The organism is Helicobacter sp. T3_23-1059 (genome assembly GCF_053654515.1).
In genome coordinates this window covers 25,716-42,499 of the sequence record NZ_JBSIUV010000024.1, presented here as the reverse complement: position 1 = coordinate 42,499, position 16,784 = coordinate 25,716, and the positions used below count along the sequence as shown (strand labels likewise).

Here is a 16,784-nt window from a genome sequence, read left to right as displayed (position 1 = left end):
TATCGTGCTTTGGAGGCTTGTTTGTAGCTTGCCTTTTGTGTAGCGATTTTGCTAAAAGTTTTTGCGTAGTTTTGTGCTAGATTCTTTTTTGTTTTTGTGTCAATTTGTGCAGAGGCATTAAGGATTTTTGCTAAAAATCGCAAGAAAATAAAAAGCCATTAGCTTTTTGATGATTTTGCAGATTTTAGAATAGCTTTTTGCCTAGCTCATAAGCTACTTGTTAAAAAGCGTTTGTGTCAAACTCTTTGCTTTTTGCTATTTTTTTAGCGAGGGCGATGAGTTTTTTTTAGTCGCGTTTGTGTCAAATTTTGTGGCAATTTATGCAAAATCAAAAAATCTTACTCCCCATTTTACGCTTCTTTAACCGCTTAAAAACTTCAAAAAGAAATATCTCTATTGGCGTTTTTAGATTTTATAAAGAAGCTACGCTTTGAGATACTTCGGTTTCTTGCGAAACCTAAGTCCGACAATGGTTAATGTTTTGGATGCTTCGCGCACACGCCCTAAGACCGACAAGGATTTTTTGTATGACAAAGAAACCTACCCCCTTAATCCCCCTCCGCAATGGAGGTGGAAATAATGCTGTCATTGCGAGCGTTGCATTTTATTAAAATACAACGCGTGGTAATCTACTTTCTTTGCATTATGATATGGATTGCCACGAATCTAGTTTTTTTTTAACAAAAGCCTAGATTCTCGCAATGACGATAAAATGTTGGATTGCCACGCTTAACTAGCGTTGCCACGCCTTGTGTTTTGATAAAATGCAAGGCTCGCAATAACTACAAAAACAACAAAAACACAATTCTTAGATTTCAAAGTTTTGTATGTTTCAAGTTTTTACAAAATCTAAAAATAAATATATCAAATAAACACATTTCAAAATCAAAATCAAATATTAAGCATTTTTTTATACAATTTAGGGTTTATTTTTTCAGTGATTTTTTTGCGTTTATATTTTTGCTTTTTTGCATATTTAGGCATTTTTCCGCATTGCAAGTAAGCATACAAGGACATCTCGTGCGAAGTTTTTCAGATATTTTATTGGCGTTGCAAGATTTTTGGGCAAAGCAGGGTTGTTTGATTGTCCAGCCTTATGACATTCCTGCGGGAGCTGGGACATTTCACCCTGCGACTTTGCTTAGGAGTTTGGATTCTAAGCCGTGGAGTGTCGCGTATGTCGCGCCATCGCGCCGTCCTACTGATGGACGCTATGGGGAGAATCCAAATCGCTTAGGGAGCTACTATCAGTTTCAAGTGCTTATAAAGCCAAATCCTAGTAATATCCAAGAGCTGTATTTGGAGTCGCTAAAGCAACTTGGCATCGATACGACTAAGCACGATGTGCGCTTTGTGGAGGATAATTGGGAATCTCCTACGCTTGGTGCGTGGGGGCTAGGCTGGGAGGTGTGGCTAGATGGTATGGAGGTTACGCAATTTACTTATTTTCAGCAAGTGGGTGGGCTACCCTGCGAGCCTGTGTCGGTGGAAATCACTTATGGTGTGGAGCGACTTGCGATGTATATTCAAGGCGTGGAGAGCGTGTTTGATATTTTTTGGGGGCTAGATTCTCTTAAACAGCGCGTGTATTACAAAGATGTGCATAAAGAAAGCGAGTTTGAGTTTAGCAAATATCATTTTGAAGTGGCAGATACTGCTATGCTTTTTGGTGCGTTTGAGAGCGCGCAGGGCGAGGCGAAGCGGTGCTTAGAGGCTAAGTTGCCATTGCCTGCGTATGATTATACTATGCTTTCAAGCCATTATTTTAATGTGCTTGATGCGCGCAAGGCTATTTCAGTCGCACAGCGACAAAACTATATCCTAAAAATCCGCGAGCTTGCCAAAGCGTGCGCTATGCTGTATAAAGAGCAAGAGGACGAACGAGAAGCACGGATAACAAATGCAAAATCTAGCGTGGCAAGTTCTAGCTAAAATCTACATTTAAAAACATAGATTTTTACCAAAATAGATTTTGCTAGCAGAATCGATTTTGTATAAAACGATACCAATAAAACCAAAAAATGAGTAAAAATAGCCCAAAAATTAAAAAGAAGCGACAATGAAACTACAAGAAATATATGAGATTTTAGATAGCATTAGCCCCTTTGCCTTGCAAGAATCGTGGGATAATAGCGGAATCAATCTAGGAAATCATAGCCAAGAAATTAGCGAGATTTTTATAAGCCTTGAAGCGGATTTAGACATTGCTACAAATCTATCGCCAAATAGTCTGCTTATCACGCATCACCCGCTTATTTTTTCCCCTCTTAAATGTTTTGACACTTCAAGTTATCCAGCTAAAATCCTACGCCTACTTATCCAAAAAAACTGCGCCCTAATCGCAATACATACAAATTTTGATAAAACCCACTTAAATGAATATTTTGCAAAAGAGATTTTAGGCTTTAGTAATGCTAGCGTGTGTAGTGATAATCTCACTTATTTTTGCGCCACTGCGCCTACGCCTATCGCCACTCTAGCAAAGCAGGTAAAATCTAAACTAGATTTATCACATATCGCATATAGCGCACCAAAAGAGGATTTTATGGTATCGCAAGTGTATTTTGTCTGTGGCAGTGCGGCTAGCTTTTGGAGCAAAATCGCAAAAGGCGAGATAAAGCCAGATTTTACTCCAAATGCAAAATCCACGCCACAACATACCCAAGATAAAATCTGCCTAATCACTAGCGATATAAAATACCACGATGCGATGAGCGCAAAATGTGCCAATATCGCTTTGATAGACGCTACGCATTATGCTAGTGAGCGACATTTCGCAAAAATATTGCATAATCATTTGCAAAATAAACGCCTTAATTGTATAATGCTAGAGAATTTTTCCCCATTTTCTTATGTATGAAAGGAACACGATGAATAAAAATCTAACCCAGCTTATCGCCATAGCACAAATCGACAAAGAAGCAGACGCGCTAGACCCACAAGTGCAAGAAAGACAGGCAAAACTAGACAAACTACTAACCGACAAAGCAAAGCAAGAAGCTAGACTTCGCGCCATAGATGAAATGCAAGAAGAAGCAAGGCTAACTATCACGCGCAATGAAACCATCATCAGCGATAATTCTAAAAAAATAGAGGACATTCAACAACGACTAATCGAGCCTCGCTCCGATAGAGAAGCACGCACTCTAGCCATAGAGGAAGATTTGGCAAAAGAGCAGATTCGACATTCTAATAACGAAATAGAGCGACTAAACAAAGAAATAACTAGCAGGGAAGCTCAGATAAATGAGATAAATGCCGAGCTTGAAAAACTAAGCGCAAATATCAAAGAAACCAAAGAAGTTTGCGAAAAAGAAATCAGCCAAATCAAAGCCCAACAACAAGAAATTTTTAAGAAAAAAGAGGTGCATATCGCCTCCATCGACCAAAAAGTCATCACTTTTTATGAAAAAATACGCCGATGGGCAAAAGACTCAAGCGTAGTCCCTGTCAAAAAACAAGCCTGCGGAGGATGCTTTATCCGCTTAAATGACAAGCTGTATTCAGATATTTTGCAAAGTAGCGAAATCATAAACTGCCCACATTGTGGCAGGATTTTATACATTACCGAGGGTAGCACAGTATCTGCCCCTGAAGCAAGCAAGAAAAAAACAAAAAGCAAGGCAGAAAAACAAGAAGCATAGCATAATGCGCAATGAAACATTAAAAAAAGATTGCGTTTTAAGAGGGTGGAAATGAGTTTTTTGCGCCTGTTTGGGTATATCATCATTGTTTTAGTGTTTAATTTAGCAGGGTTAATCTTTGTGTGTTTTTTAGAATCTAGGCGAGTGCAAGCGGAGGGTGGAAGTAGTTTTTTAGCAAGTTTATGGCATTTATTTGCGGGGGTAGTGAAATTTATCATCGCTATTTTGCTAATTATTTTGGCATTTTATTCATTTTCGCGGTGGAGTTCTAGCGACAAACCAAACACAGCACAAAGCACAAATAGCGCAAAGCCAAAATCCACACAAAAGCAAACACAAAAGCAAACAGACAAACAAGACGACAAAAAAGCAGACCCGCTTAGCAAGCTAGAATCTAGCGAATTAAGGGCTATGTGGGAGGTAAGCGCACACGATGAGGATTTGCGAAAAAGAATCGATAAGATTTTGATAGAGCGGGCAAGAAAACAAGAAAATGAACAAATAAAAAAATAAGCAATCCAAACAAACAAGCAAAAATCTAAAACCACACCAAATCCATAAAATCCAAAAAATAAGGGGCAACATTGCGCTATTTTTATTTTTTTGCGTGTTTAGTTTTGTATGTTGTTAGTTTGCCCCTGTTAGTTTTGACAAGTTTGAAGCGCAAGCATAGATTGTCGATTCCGCGCAGATTTTTTCCGTTTGTTTTTCCTGTATTGCGATTTTTGGGGCTAAGCTCTGCGCAGAGATTTTGTGAAAATTTCACCCCGCAAGTGTGGCTACACGCCTGCTCCTATGGCGAAGTAAAATCGCTAGAATCCATTATGGCATTTCTTTTGGGCAAAAATCCTAGCCAGCGCGATAAACAAACACAACCAAATTTTACAAACAATGATTCTGTAAAATCTAAAAATCCAACATCACAACACAAAAATTTACAGATTTTGCTTACCACCATCACGCACACAGGCTACACGCTAGCAAAGCAAACCTACGCAGACAAAAAAAATGTGCGTGTGGAATTTTTGCCTTTTGAAATCTTTTTGCCATTTTTTGCTAAATGTTTTTTTAGCAAAAAATCTAGCAAAAAAAACGACATAAAATCTCACAAAGTCGCTAGCAGCCCCATTTCATCACTACAATTACTTTGCGTATTTGAAGCAGAGCTATGGCTAAATCTTTTTGCCCTAGCCAAAAATCTAAGCGCAAAAACAATGCTAATAAATGCTAGAATCTCTTCTCGCTCACTCCCTCGCTATCGTAAGTTTGCCTTTTTTTATCGCCATATTTTTGCACTCATTGATAATGTGTTTGCCCAAAGCGATGAGGATAAATCTCGCTTAGAACTACTAGGGGCAAAAAATATCCACGCCATAGGCAACCTAAAAGCGCACAATCCCCCGCAAATCACTCGTAATTATATGAAGCCAAAGGGGGTGTTATTTTTGGCAGCTTCCACACATAGTGGCGAAGAAGAAATCATCTTGCAAGCCTTTATCAATGCGTTTGGCAAGGATTTTAATGACAAAGATTTTGCAAGCAAGGATTTTAAAGAGGGGGATTTTGAAAATAAAGATTTTGAAGCAAAAAAGGGATTGCAAAATACGCTAGATTCTAAAGAAAATCGAGCAAATGCTCTAAAATCTAGCGATAAATTTCTAGCCATTATCCCGCGCCACCCAGAGCGATTTGGCGAAGTGGCAAAACTGCTAGAATCCAAAAATCTGCATTTTACGCGCTTAAGCGAGGGGTATGAAAAAGCATTCAAAGGGGAGGCAAAAATATTGCTTGTGGATATGCTAGGAGAGCTAAACAACCTCTACAAAATCGCAGATATTAGCATTTTAGGTGGCGCATTTAGCAAAAATGGCGGGCATAACCCATTAGAGCCAGCGTATTTTAAAAATGTGCTAATAAGCGGGGAGCATATTTTTAATCAAAAAGCCCTTTTTTCGCAAGTGAAAAATGCCTATGTCATCGCGCAAGATAGGCTAGAATCCAACCTCAAAAATTATCAATCGTTGCAAAAAAGCTATATTGATGATTCTAAGATTTCATTATCAATCTTGCTAGAGTCCATAAACAACGCGTTGCGCTAAAATCGCGCTAAACAAACAAAAAACTAAAAAGACAAAAAAATGCAAAAAAAAATACCAAAAAAAACCATAAACAAAACAATAAAAAAGGCGACAAAAAAAACTAACACAAAAGCCCAAAAGCAGACAAAAACATTTGCAAAAAAAGCAAAATCTACCCAAATAAATTCACCAAAAAATCCTCAAAAACGCGCACCAAACAGCACGCAAAAAAGCCCTCAAAAATATGTGCAAAACACTTCACAAAATACACGCCAAAATCAAGAACAAAAAGCCTACAAACTCCTAAGCGAGCAATTAAACATTTCCAACGCAAAATCAAAAGCACTCATTGATAGAGGGCTTGTAAGCGCAAATGGAAAAAAGCTAACACTTGCTAGAATCCCCCTGCCAAAAAGCACTAAATTTCACATAGCACAAATCCAAAAAATGCAGATTCTCTACCAAGATAGTCATATTTTGTGTGTGGATAAGCCCGCATTTATGGATAGCTATGAAATCCAAGAGCAATGCCAAGCAATGCAAGATATTTCACAAAATGCTTCAAAAAATAGCCAATGGGTGCTACTTCATAGGCTAGATAAACAAACAAGTGGCTGTTTGCTACTTGTAAAAAGCGGTAGCGATTTTGCTAAAAAAGCCATAGAAGAGTTTGCCAAAAATCGCGTTTATAAACTCTACACCGCCATTGTGAGTGGAATCATCAATGATGAATGCCAAATATCACTGCCCCTGCTAATCAAAAAAGGCAAATCTGCAAAATCCATAGCGATAATCCCAAAATCCACCACAAAAACCCCAAACAAAGACACAAAGCACCATACAGAGCTAAAATCTGCTACCACACGAATAATGCCTAAATTTATACAGGGCAAAAAAACACTGCTTGAAGCACAAATAATCACAGGGCGCACACACCAAATCCGCGCCCATCTACAAGCCATAGGACACCCTATTTTAGGCGATAGCCTCTATGGTGGGCTGAATGCTTCAAGGCTTATGCTACACGCTAGCGAGATTAGGATTTTTGAGTATGTTTTTACCTCTGCGTTGCCTAGTGAATTTGCGCTTAGAAGCTAGCTTTGTAGGGCTAGAAAATGGGCTAGAAACCCTCTCAAACAAACTAAAAACACATAGCCCATCTAATCTATCAAAATCTACAAGCGATGATATATATGCGCTACTTTGGGAGCTAGGGAGCAATGTAGTAAAATATGGACTAAAAAAATCTAGCCAACGAAAAAATCGTGATTTTGCAAACCTTTGTGATTTGACAAACCCCAAAAATGCAAAATCTACAAAATCTAAAAAAATAGATTCTAGCAAAATCTGCTTGCAAGCCTTTGTTTATAGCGACTTTGTAGAAATATCACTGCATTATAAAATAGGCTTTACACTGATAAATATTCGCACCAAAAATGACGCAAAAAATCTCACCAAAAAAAACACAAAAAATGCAAAATCTAATATGCCGATTTTTATTTCTACAAACCCGCCACAAATGTATTTTTTGCGCTACGATGAGCTACTATCACGCACAAAAGATTCTATCCATATAGATTCTAGCCTTCTAGGCAACAAAGTCATTGCCTATCTTGCAGAAAAAATCTGCTATGATACACCCAAAATCTTTTTTAAAAACGCAAGAGAGCGGATTTTGCGCGTGAGGATCCTACCCCCAATTTTAGAGCATATTTAGGAGCAGTAATGGTAAGTGTCGTGCTAAAAGATGAGAGGCTTTATGTATGCTGGGTTGGGCGAGTAAAGAGCCACGAGGAGTTTTTGCTTTTTAAATCCCAACTAAATAACGCATTAGAAAAATTTATCGACAATCCACACACCCTGCCTATGCCAAAAAGCAAAGACACAACTTCTAAACCAAAAGATGAAAAAGAAATAACACCTATCCAAAAATATACATTTTTTAGGCTTATGCTTGTAAATGCCTATCCGTTTAATACCCACGCACTAGGCTTTATTTTAAAGCTAAAATTAAACAACAAATATGATTTTGACATAGCCACTGATCATTATCGTTTGCTAAGTATGCTAGAGTATATCGAGTTTAACAAAGTTTTTACGATAAATATCGACACCGACCCTAGACTTACCACAAAGGGCAAAGTCTTAGATTCGCAGTAGATTTTACGCCAAATCAAAAACTAGCTTTCACACTAGATTTTACGCACAACTACACGATAAGGAGCAACTTTGAACATAGATTTTAATCAAGCAGATTTTAGCTTTTGGAACACGATTTATTCACAATTTGACCCTGTGGCGTTTAGCATTTTAGGGCTAAAAGTGCATTGGTATGGTATCGCTTATGCGTGCGCGCTAATTTTAGCGTTTTTTATCGCAAAATTTTTTATTCGCCGCTATCCTACTCGTTTTAACATTGCAGAATCTACCATTGATAGCTATTTTTTGTGGGCAGAAGTGGGCGTGATTTTGGGTGCTCGTATAGGCTATGTGCTGATTTATGATACAAACACAATGTATTATCTAAGAAATCCGCTAGAGATTTTTAGCCCTTTTGATAGTTATGGCAATTTTGTTGGCATTAGCGGTATGAGTTTTCACGGCGGGGCAGTGGGATTTTTGCTTATGTCGTGGCTTTTTTGTCGCTTCAAAAAACAGGGCTTTTTACCGCTAATGGATTTGTTAGCCATTAGCGTCCCGCTTGCTTATGTTTTTGGTAGGTTAGGCAATTTTTTAAACCAAGAGCTTTATGGCAGAATCGTGCCAAATGATGATAGCTTCGGGCAAATAATAGGCATACTTGTAAATGGCGAACTTCGCTACCCAAGCCAGCTTTTGGAGAGTTTTTTAGAGGGGATTGTGCTATTTTTTGTGGTGGCATTTTTTGCTAGATTTTTGCGCAAAAGTGGTGCGCTTATCGCCATTTATGGCATAGGCTATGGAGTGGCACGATTTATCGCGGAGTATTGGAGAGAGCCAGATGTGCAAATGGGGCTTTATTTTAGCGTAGATGGAGTGTTTAGTGGATTTAGTATGGGGCAGATTTTGTGTGGCATTATGATATTTGCAGGATTTTGCATTTTGTTTTATGTGTATTTATGGGATAGCATAAAAGATAGAATTTGTGCCAAAATTAACAAAAAATAGTAAAAATACATTTTTATATGTAAATAAAATGAAATTTTCAAAATAAAGACAGAATTTATTGTGATTTTTTATGCAATCATAAAATAAATTTAAGTTTATGCTTGCTAAAATAATGCGTTTTTTTGTTGATAAAAATTAGAAGTCAAAAAGGAGCAAAATGCACGCAAAACCTCAAACGCAGGCAAAATCCATAAAAGTATCTCTGCAAAATTTAGATGAAAACTACAAGCTAGATTATGTCGCTAAGCAAGCTTGTGGAAGTGTGTGGTATGAGTCAAAAAAAACCATTATGCTAGCTGTTGTTGCGATAGATGATGAAGCAAGACAAGAAGAATTTTTGCCACTCACAGTGCAATATATCCATAAATCCTATGCCATAGGCAAAATCCCCGGCGGCTTTATGAAGCGTGAGGGCAAGCCTAGTGAGTTTGAGATTTTGACTTCTAGGCTTATAGACCGCTCTTTGCGCCCGCTTTTCCCTAAGGGCTATTATTATCCAACCCAAATTAGCATTTTTGCGCTTAGCTATGAGGGGGAGAGCGATTTGCAAGTGTGTGCTTTGCACGCAGCGGCAAATGCACTGCTAATATCGGGGCTAGATTTTATCCCTGCGGTAAGTAGCGTGAGGGTTGGCAAAATCAATGATAAATTTGTGATAAATCCTAGCAATTCTCAAATGCAAGATTCTAGCCTTGATTTGTATGTATCAGGCAGTGGCAAAGATGTGCTAATGATAGAAATGAAAGGCAAAAAAAATTCTAGCGAATCTAGCCCATACATCGATGAGGATTCCCTCCTTGAAGTTATCGCACTAGCACAAAACACCATACAAAAAGACTGCAAACAATACGAAAAACTCCTAAAACCACACAAAGCCCCTACTTTAGACCTCCCTATAAAACCAACGATTGCAGATGAATCTATTTATGAGCTAATCGCCAAAGATTACCAAAAACCCGTGCTAGAAGCGATAAAGGCGATGAGTAAATCTGAGCGAAGTAGCGAGCTAGAATCTATCGCCAAACAAATCCTAGAATCTAAAATCTTAGAATCCAAAAACGCAGGCAAAGAGCTAAATGAAACCCAAACAAAGGAGCTAAAATCCTGCATAAAAGAAATGCTAAATCTCTACAAAAAACAAGAACTGCGCAAAATGGTGCTAGAGTCTAGTATCCGCGCTGATGGCAGGGGGCTAAAAGATGTGCGACAAATCAGCATTGAGACAAATATTTTGCCCTGCGTGCATTCTAGCGCGCTTTTTACGCGAGGTGAAACACAAGCCCTTGTTACTTGCACGCTAGGTGGCGAAAATGACGCACAAACATTAGATGATTTTAGCGGTGTAAATGCCTCTCATCAACCTCAAAGCACCCCTGCAAAAGAAAAATTTAGCTTTCATTATAATTTCCCTAGCTTTAGCGTAGGCGAGGCAAGTATGATAGGAGGAGTGGGCAGACGCGAGCTAGGACACGGCAACCTTGCCAAAAAAGCATTAGAATCTAGCCTGCCAAGCAATAAAACAAACCGCAATATCATTCGCCTAGTCTCTGAAATCTTAGAATCAAACGGAAGCTCATCTATGGCAAGCGTATGTGGTGGGGCGATGGCACTAAGGGCGTGCGGGATAGAAAATGAGCTAGTCGCAGGTGTGGCTATGGGGCTTATATGCGATGAAGCGCAAACAAAATCTAGCGCAAAATCTAGCAAAAAAGATTCCGCTAAATCCACAAATGCGTCAAAAAAATACGCGATTTTGACAGACATTATGGGACTAGAAGACCACGATGGTGATATGGATTTTAAGGTAGCAGGAAGCATAAATGGCATAAGCGCAATGCAGATGGATATAAAACTAGGTGGATTAGATTTTAGCATTTTAAAAGAAGCATTGTATCAAGCAAAAGAAGCAAGGGAGCATATTTTAGGCATTATGCAAGAGGCGTGCAAATCTATCAAAATCCAAGATGAGATTTTGCCAAAAAGTGAATTATTTGCCGTGCCAAGTGCCAAAATCGCTGATGTCATCGGGCAAGGCGGAAAGACGATAAAAGAAATAACAGAACGATTTGGGGTAAGTATTGATATTTTTAGAGACAAGGGCGAAATCCAAATAAACGCGCTAGATTCTATGGCTATTAGCAATGCAAAAGCGTTTATCTTAGCACTTATCACGCCTAAGGAAACTTATACTCAAGGCGAGATTTTTAATGGCATAATCAAATCTGTGGCAGATTTTGGGCTATTTATCGAGCTACCAAAAGGCGGCGATGGTTTGCTGCATATTAGCAAATTGCCACGCGACAATACGCCACTAAAAGAGCGATACTCTCAAGGGCAGATTCTAAAATGCGTGGTTGTAGAAACTTTTCGTGGCAAAATCGGGCTAGCTTTAGCGTAATTTTAACTTTGTTTTGGCATAATCGCTTTTGCACATTCAAAAAGCGCGAGTAGGGGATAAATCCGAAAGGCTAGAAAGGAGAAACGAATGAAAGCACTTGGAATTTTGTTTTTTGGAATTGTAGGCTTTGCTTTTGCAGGCGATAGCGTATTTAGCGGTAGTGATTTATCATTGCTTATGGCGTTGTCAGTGGCAGGTGGCGTGGTAGGACTTGGTATCGCTGCACTTGGTGGTGCTATCGGTATGGGAAATGCCGCTGCTGCGACTATTTCAGGCACAGCGCGAAATCCGGGAATCGGTGGTAAGCTACTAGGAACAATGTTTATTGCGCTAGCACTTATCGAAGCGCAAGTTATCTACACGCTTGTATTTGCGATTATCGCTATTTATGGTAATCCTTTTTTACCAGAGTCAAGCTTAGTTGTTAATGCGTTTAGCGCGTTGCTAAAATAATTTAGCTTTTGTATGCCCGCTTAAATGTAGCCTTTGGCTTTTTTAAGCGGGTTTTTTATTGACATTTTTAGGCATATTTAGCCGTATTTTAGCCCTGTGGTAAAAGAGTCTTTTTAGATTCTTGTGTTATTTTTTTTTATTTTGGTTGCGCTGGTGGTGGAATTGGTAGACACGCCATCTTGAGGGGGTGGTGGGGCAACTCGTGCGAGTTCAAGTCTCGCTCAGCGCACCATCTAATTTGGCATTTTTGGGATTTGCAAATAAATTGCGATATGTCATCATAAACGCAATCACAAGCAATGCAATAGCGTAGCAAAAGCGTTGTTTTGATTTGCCAAAACGCTATTAAAACGCCGAAGTGGTGAAACTGGTAGACGCGCTAGACTCAAAATCTAGTAGGGGCAACCCTGTGTCGGTTCAAGTCCGACCTTCGGCACCATAATCCATAAAAAAATATTCAAACCTCTCTTAAACTTCCTTATGATTTTTACGCTAAATACCTAAAACAAGGATAAACAATGATTTCCCTCCGCAATGTCTCTAAGGTTTATCCAAATGGATTTTGTGCGATAAAGCCTCTTAGCCTAGAAGTGCAAAAAGGCGATATTATGGGAATCATAGGCTATTCAGGTGCGGGAAAATCAACCCTTATTCGTCTAATAAATCGCCTAGAAAATCCAAGTAGTGGCGAAGTGTTTATCAATGGCGAAAATATCTTAAACCTATCTCAAGCAAAACTCCAAAAAAAACGGCAAAAAATCGGTATGATTTTTCAGCATTTTAATCTTTTGTCTTCGCGCTCCGTGTATGGAAATGTCGCCTTTGGGCTTGAAATAGCGAATTGGGACAAACAAAAAATAGATTCTCGTGTCAGAGAACTGCTTGAAATCGTGGGGCTTAGCGATAAGGCTAGCTTTTATCCAAGTCAGCTTAGTGGCGGGCAAAAACAGCGAGTAGCCATAGCCCGCGCACTTAGCAACTACCCTGATATTTTGCTATGTGATGAGGCGACTAGCGCGCTTGATACCAAGACTACAAAATCTATCCTAGAGTTACTTAAACGCATTCAAGCGGATTTAGGGCTTACTATCGTGCTTATCACTCACCAAATCGAAGTCGTCCAGCAAATCTGCAATAAAGCCTGCGTGATGAGCGCGGGTGAGATCGTGGAGAGGGGGAGTGTGGAGGAGATTTTTAGCGCACCGCAAAACCACATCACACGCGAGCTACTCTCATATATGCCTACTCATCTTTTTGATGCGCAATTTTTCAGTGGCAATCTTAGCAATGGCACAAATTCTCTTATCAAAAATCCTAACAATGTCTATAAAATCTCTTTTGTAGGCGAGCATATCAACGAACCGCTAATCACCGAAGTAATCCAAAAATTTGGCACAACAATCAATATTTTAGCAGGCAATATCGAGCCTCTTAGCACGACTAAGGTTGGGCATTTGCTTGTAGAATTTAGCCAAAAAAATGCAAGCGATTTGCAAAAAATGCAAGATTCTATCAAGTATTTGCAAGAAAAAGGATTGCTTATTACGCATTTAGCAAGTAAAGAGTTTATGGGAATATAGGGGAGTATAGGACATAACCATAAGGAATAACAATGGCAAAAAAAATAGATTTTTTAAGCAACTTTACAAACGCTCTAATAGATTTTGTTACAAATCATTCTGCTAGTTCTATGGCAAAAATTATGCTTAAAAAAACGCTTTTTTTTGTGCGATTTTGCCTTATTGTGTTTGGGATTTTATTGCTATTTGGATTAAGTCTTGCGCCATTTTTGCGTGATATAAGTGCGCTTAGTGGTGTGGCGTATGAAAAATTTGGGCAAGATTTTAGGCATAATTTATCGCTAGATTCTACTTTGCTAGATTCTGCCTCAAATGATGACAAAAAAAGCGCGGAGCAAAATCTACAAATTTTAGAGCAAAATACACAAAATGCAGAGGTAAAAACGCATTTTTTACACGCATTTTCACATTTGCTAGATACAAAAGCACAGGATATAGATTCTGCATTTAGCGATTTTTTGCATTCTTTAAGCCCTGTTATCATCAAATATTTTGGCGACATTTTAGGCGATTTGTTGCTAGATTTGAGTGAGGCAAATTTCGCGCAAGATTTTATAGAATCTAAGATAGATTCCACGCAGCCAACTCAAAATACGCAAGAATCAAAAAATCCACAAAATTCACAAGAATCCACCAATAAGATGTTAGAAAACCTTATTGCTCAAAAGCTAGTTTATAACTACACGCAGATTTCCACGCCCACTTATGACACGATTTATATGGTAAGCATTTCCACGATTATCGCTGTTTTGTTTGGACTGCCTTTGGGAGTGCTACTTTGCCTAACAAAAAGGGGGCGGATTTTTGCTTGCGAGTGGTTAAATTCTATTGTGGGCTCTATGGTAAATATTATCCGCTCTTTTCCTTTTATCATTCTTATTATCTTGCTACTTCCATTGTCTCGGCTAATTGTAGGCACTTCTATTGGCTCTAGTGCTGCGATTATCCCGCTTTCAATCGCGGCGATTCCTTTTATCGCTAGGCTTTTTGAAGGTGCGCTAGATGAGGTGGATAAAGGGCTTATCGAAGCGACTTTAAGTCTAGGAGCTTCTAAAATCGCCGTGATAAAAATGATGATAGCCGAAGCCCTGCCAAGCATTTGTAATGCCGTAGTTATCACTATTATCGGGCTTATAGGCTACTCGGCTATGGGTGGGGCAGTAGGAGCTGGAGGGCTAGGCGATACAGCCATTCGGCTAGGGTTTCAAGGCTATCAGCCCGATATTTTATGCAGCACTGTGGTTGTGATTATTATCTTAGTGCAATGCGTGCAGGGCATAGGGGATTCTCTAGTCGCGCATTTGCGCAAATATCGCTAATTTTTTATTTTTTTCAAACGCACATAAAAAGGCACAAAATGCAAAATCTTATCCGTAATTTCTCTATCATCGCCCATATCGACCACGGCAAATCCACGCTCGCAGATAGAATCCTCCAAGTATGTGGCGCGGTGAGTGAGCGCGAAATGCACGCCCAAATGATGGATACTATGGATATAGAGCAAGAGCGCGGTATCACCATAAAAGCCCAAAGCGTGCGACTAAACTACGCCTACAAGGGCAAGACTTACACACTCAATCTCATCGATACCCCCGGACATGTGGATTTTAGCTATGAAGTTTCACGCTCGCTTAGCTCGTGTGAGGGGGCGTTGCTTGTCGTTGATGCTACACAGGGCGTAGAGGCACAGACTATCGCAAATGTCTATGTCGCGCTGGATAATAATTTGGAGATTCTCCCTGTAATCAACAAAATCGACTTGCCCGCTGCTGACGCGCTCAAAGTCAGCATAGAGATTGAAGAGAGCATAGGGCTAGATTGCACCAACGCCCTGCAAGTGAGTGCCAAAAGCGGAGTGGGAATCCAAACCCTAATCGAAGCAATAATAGAGAAAATCCCCGCCCCAAGCGGGAATCCAAATGCGCCCACAAAGGCGTTAATTTATGATTCGTGGTTTGATAATTATTTAGGCGCGCTAGCACTTGTGCGACTAAAAGATGGGAATCTCACGCAAGGAAGCGAAGTTCTCATAATGAGCACGGGCAAAAAATACGAGGTGCTTAGCCTTTATTATCCCCACCCCGTGCAAAAAATCGCTACCAAGCAAATCTCTTGTGGCGAAATCGGTATCGTGTGTCTAGGGCTAAAATCGCTTAATGACTTGCGCGTTGGCGATACGATTACAGATTCTAGCAACCCCACAGCTAAGGCTGTTGAGGGATTTATGCCTGCTAAGCCATTTGTGTTTGCGGGGCTTTACCCAATCGAAACGGACAAATTTGAGGAGCTACGAGACGCGCTTAATAAACTCGCCCTCAATGATTCCGCGCTTAGCTATGAGCCTGAAACTTCGGTGGCGTTGGGATTTGGATTCCGAGTGGGGTTTTTAGGACTGCTGCATATGGAGGTGGTAAAGGAGCGATTGGAGCGCGAGTTTGGGCTAAGTCTCATCGCCACTGCGCCTACAGTGGTGTATGAGGTGCATTGCACGGACGGGAGTGTGCTAAGCGTGCAAAATCCTAGCGAACTGCCCGAAGTGCAAAAAATCGCATTTATCAAAGAGCCTTTTGTGCGGGCAAATATCATAACCCCCAGTGAGTTTGTCGGCAATATCATAACGCTTCTCTCAAACCGCCGTGGCGTGCAAGAAAAAATGGACTATATCACGCAAAATCGCGTGCTATTGCAATACGCCCTACCGAGCAATGAAATCGTAATGGATTTTTATGACAAGCTAAAATCCTGCACGAAGGGCTATGCGAGCTTTGATTATGAGCCCATAGAATCTAGAGAAGGGGATTTGGTGCGGCTTGATATACGCGTGGCAAACGAAATAGTCGATGCGCTATCAATCATTGTCGATAGGAGCAAGGCACAAGAAAAAGGGCGCGCACTAGTCGAAGCGATGAAAGGACTAATCCCGCGACAACTCTTTGAAGTGGCGATTCAAGCGAGCATTGGGAGCAAAATCATCGCACGCGAGACGGTAAAATCTATGGGCAAAAATGTAACGGCAAAGTGCTACGGAGGCGATATAACCCGCAAGCGCAAACTGCTAGAGAAGCAAAAAGAGGGCAAAAAGCGAATGAAAGCAATCGGCAAGGTGGATTTGCCTCAAGAGGCGTTCCTAGCGGTGCTTAAAATTGATTAAGATTGATTAGGTAGGGTTTTTAGCCGTTTTGTTGTGTTTTGTGATTATTGTTTTGCGTAGATTAAAAAGTATCAAACGCCATATTTTTGCATTTTGATTTTTTTTTAAAATTACCCCAAAATATTGCTATATCAAACATTTGCAAAATTTTTTGTCGTTGAATATTTTGCGATGCCACTTTGCAATATAGTGAGATTTTGCAAAAATACTTGGATATTTTTGGTTTTGGATAAAATCCAAACTATCGCAAAAAAATAAAAACTTAGCTAAACCTAACTCAAACAAAGAAATCTTACGCAAAATAGAGCCAAAAAAACCACCTTAAAAAATCCA

The 16,784-nt window shown here is 39.7% G+C and carries 14 protein-coding genes and 2 tRNA genes; all 16 read left to right on the top strand.

Annotated features, from left to right (window positions below; all coding sequences use genetic code 11):
- Window positions 1-1,020 precede the first annotated feature (1,020 nt).
- The 16 genes from glyQ to lepA all read left to right on the top strand — a co-directional run bounded on the left by glyQ (window position 1,021) and on the right by lepA (window position 16,451).
- Window positions 1,021-1,932, top strand: coding sequence for a glycine--tRNA ligase subunit alpha (glyQ, locus tag ACWIX0_RS08055; protein WP_454173472.1), 912 nt, complete (start codon window positions 1,021-1,023; stop codon window positions 1,930-1,932).
- Window positions 1,933-2,059: 127 nt separating this feature from the next.
- Entirely contained in the window at window positions 2,060-2,860 is an 801-nt protein-coding gene (locus ACWIX0_RS08050) for a Nif3-like dinuclear metal center hexameric protein (protein ID WP_454173470.1), read from the top strand.
- A 10-nt stretch (window positions 2,861-2,870) separates the two neighbouring features.
- Complete coding sequence (locus ACWIX0_RS08045) at window positions 2,871-3,644, top strand: zinc ribbon domain-containing protein (protein ID WP_454173469.1); 774 nt, start codon at window positions 2,871-2,873, stop codon at window positions 3,642-3,644.
- A 51-nt stretch (window positions 3,645-3,695) separates the two neighbouring features.
- Window positions 3,696-4,157: a hypothetical protein gene (locus tag ACWIX0_RS08040; protein ID WP_454173467.1), complete on the top strand. Its 462-nt coding sequence runs from the start codon at window positions 3,696-3,698 to the stop codon at window positions 4,155-4,157.
- Between the two features lie 71 nt (window positions 4,158-4,228).
- On the top strand, window positions 4,229-5,743 hold the full coding sequence (locus ACWIX0_RS08035; protein ID WP_454173465.1) for a 3-deoxy-D-manno-octulosonic acid transferase: 1,515 nt from the start codon (window positions 4,229-4,231) through the stop codon (window positions 5,741-5,743).
- Between the two features lie 39 nt (window positions 5,744-5,782).
- Entirely contained in the window at window positions 5,783-6,820 is a 1,038-nt protein-coding gene (locus tag ACWIX0_RS08030) for an RluA family pseudouridine synthase (protein WP_454173463.1), read from the top strand.
- The gene (locus ACWIX0_RS08025) at window positions 6,774-7,439 is read left to right on the top strand and encodes a hypothetical protein (RefSeq protein WP_454173461.1); all 666 of its coding nucleotides are present in this window, start codon (window positions 6,774-6,776) and stop codon (window positions 7,437-7,439) included. The genes ACWIX0_RS08030 and ACWIX0_RS08025 overlap by 47 nt, the downstream gene beginning before the upstream one ends.
- An 8-nt stretch (window positions 7,440-7,447) precedes the next feature.
- A complete protein-coding gene (locus ACWIX0_RS08020; RefSeq protein WP_454173459.1) occupies window positions 7,448-7,882 on the top strand; it encodes a hypothetical protein in 435 nt (144 codons plus the stop codon).
- Window positions 7,883-7,951: 69 nt separating this feature from the next.
- Window positions 7,952-8,869 carry a prolipoprotein diacylglyceryl transferase gene (gene lgt / locus ACWIX0_RS08015; protein WP_454173457.1) on the top strand — a complete coding sequence of 306 codons (918 nt, stop codon included), beginning with the start codon at window positions 7,952-7,954 and terminating at the stop codon, window positions 8,867-8,869.
- A 157-nt stretch (window positions 8,870-9,026) separates the two neighbouring features.
- The gene (locus ACWIX0_RS08010) at window positions 9,027-11,267 is read left to right on the top strand and encodes a polyribonucleotide nucleotidyltransferase (RefSeq protein WP_454173455.1); all 2,241 of its coding nucleotides are present in this window, start codon (window positions 9,027-9,029) and stop codon (window positions 11,265-11,267) included.
- An 87-nt stretch (window positions 11,268-11,354) separates the two neighbouring features.
- A complete protein-coding gene (locus ACWIX0_RS08005) occupies window positions 11,355-11,720 on the top strand; it encodes a F0F1 ATP synthase subunit C (protein ID WP_454173453.1) in 366 nt (121 codons plus the stop codon).
- A 147-nt stretch (window positions 11,721-11,867) separates the two neighbouring features.
- A tRNA-Leu gene (locus ACWIX0_RS08000) sits at window positions 11,868-11,952 on the top strand.
- A gap of 120 nt (window positions 11,953-12,072) precedes the next feature.
- Window positions 12,073-12,159: transfer RNA gene (locus ACWIX0_RS07995), tRNA-Leu, on the top strand.
- A gap of 79 nt (window positions 12,160-12,238) precedes the next feature.
- Entirely contained in the window at window positions 12,239-13,300 is a 1,062-nt protein-coding gene (locus ACWIX0_RS07990; RefSeq protein ID WP_454173451.1) for a methionine ABC transporter ATP-binding protein, read from the top strand.
- A gap of 641 nt (window positions 13,301-13,941) precedes the next feature.
- A complete protein-coding gene (locus ACWIX0_RS07985; RefSeq protein WP_454173478.1) occupies window positions 13,942-14,619 on the top strand; it encodes a methionine ABC transporter permease in 678 nt (225 codons plus the stop codon).
- Window positions 14,620-14,657: 38 nt separating this feature from the next.
- Entirely contained in the window at window positions 14,658-16,451 is a 1,794-nt protein-coding gene (gene lepA, locus ACWIX0_RS07980; protein ID WP_454168463.1) for a translation elongation factor 4, read from the top strand.
- Window positions 16,452-16,784 lie beyond the last annotated feature (333 nt).

What these genes read in the sequence shown, in the direction of transcription:
- ACWIX0_RS08045 (WP_454173469.1), top strand. Translation starts at nt 2,871, where the DNA reads ATGAATAAAAATCTAACCCAGCTTATCGCCATAGCACAAATCGACAAA.
- lepA (WP_454168463.1), top strand. Translation starts at nt 14,658, where the DNA reads ATGCAAAATCTTATCCGTAATTTCTCTATCATCGCCCATATCGACCAC.
- ACWIX0_RS08005 (WP_454173453.1), top strand. Translation starts at nt 11,355, where the DNA reads ATGAAAGCACTTGGAATTTTGTTTTTTGGAATTGTAGGCTTTGCTTTT.
- ACWIX0_RS08025 (WP_454173461.1), top strand. Translation starts at nt 6,774, where the DNA reads ATGTTTTTACCTCTGCGTTGCCTAGTGAATTTGCGCTTAGAAGCTAGC.
- ACWIX0_RS08040 (WP_454173467.1), top strand. Translation starts at nt 3,696, where the DNA reads ATGAGTTTTTTGCGCCTGTTTGGGTATATCATCATTGTTTTAGTGTTT.
- ACWIX0_RS08050 (WP_454173470.1), top strand. Translation starts at nt 2,060, where the DNA reads ATGAAACTACAAGAAATATATGAGATTTTAGATAGCATTAGCCCCTTT.
- ACWIX0_RS07985 (WP_454173478.1), top strand. Translation starts at nt 13,942, where the DNA reads ATGTTAGAAAACCTTATTGCTCAAAAGCTAGTTTATAACTACACGCAG.
- ACWIX0_RS08030 (WP_454173463.1), top strand. Translation starts at nt 5,783, where the DNA reads ATGCAAAAAAAAATACCAAAAAAAACCATAAACAAAACAATAAAAAAG.
- ACWIX0_RS08020 (WP_454173459.1), top strand. Translation starts at nt 7,448, where the DNA reads ATGGTAAGTGTCGTGCTAAAAGATGAGAGGCTTTATGTATGCTGGGTT.
- ACWIX0_RS07990 (WP_454173451.1), top strand. Translation starts at nt 12,239, where the DNA reads ATGATTTCCCTCCGCAATGTCTCTAAGGTTTATCCAAATGGATTTTGT.
- ACWIX0_RS08010 (WP_454173455.1), top strand. Translation starts at nt 9,027, where the DNA reads ATGCACGCAAAACCTCAAACGCAGGCAAAATCCATAAAAGTATCTCTG.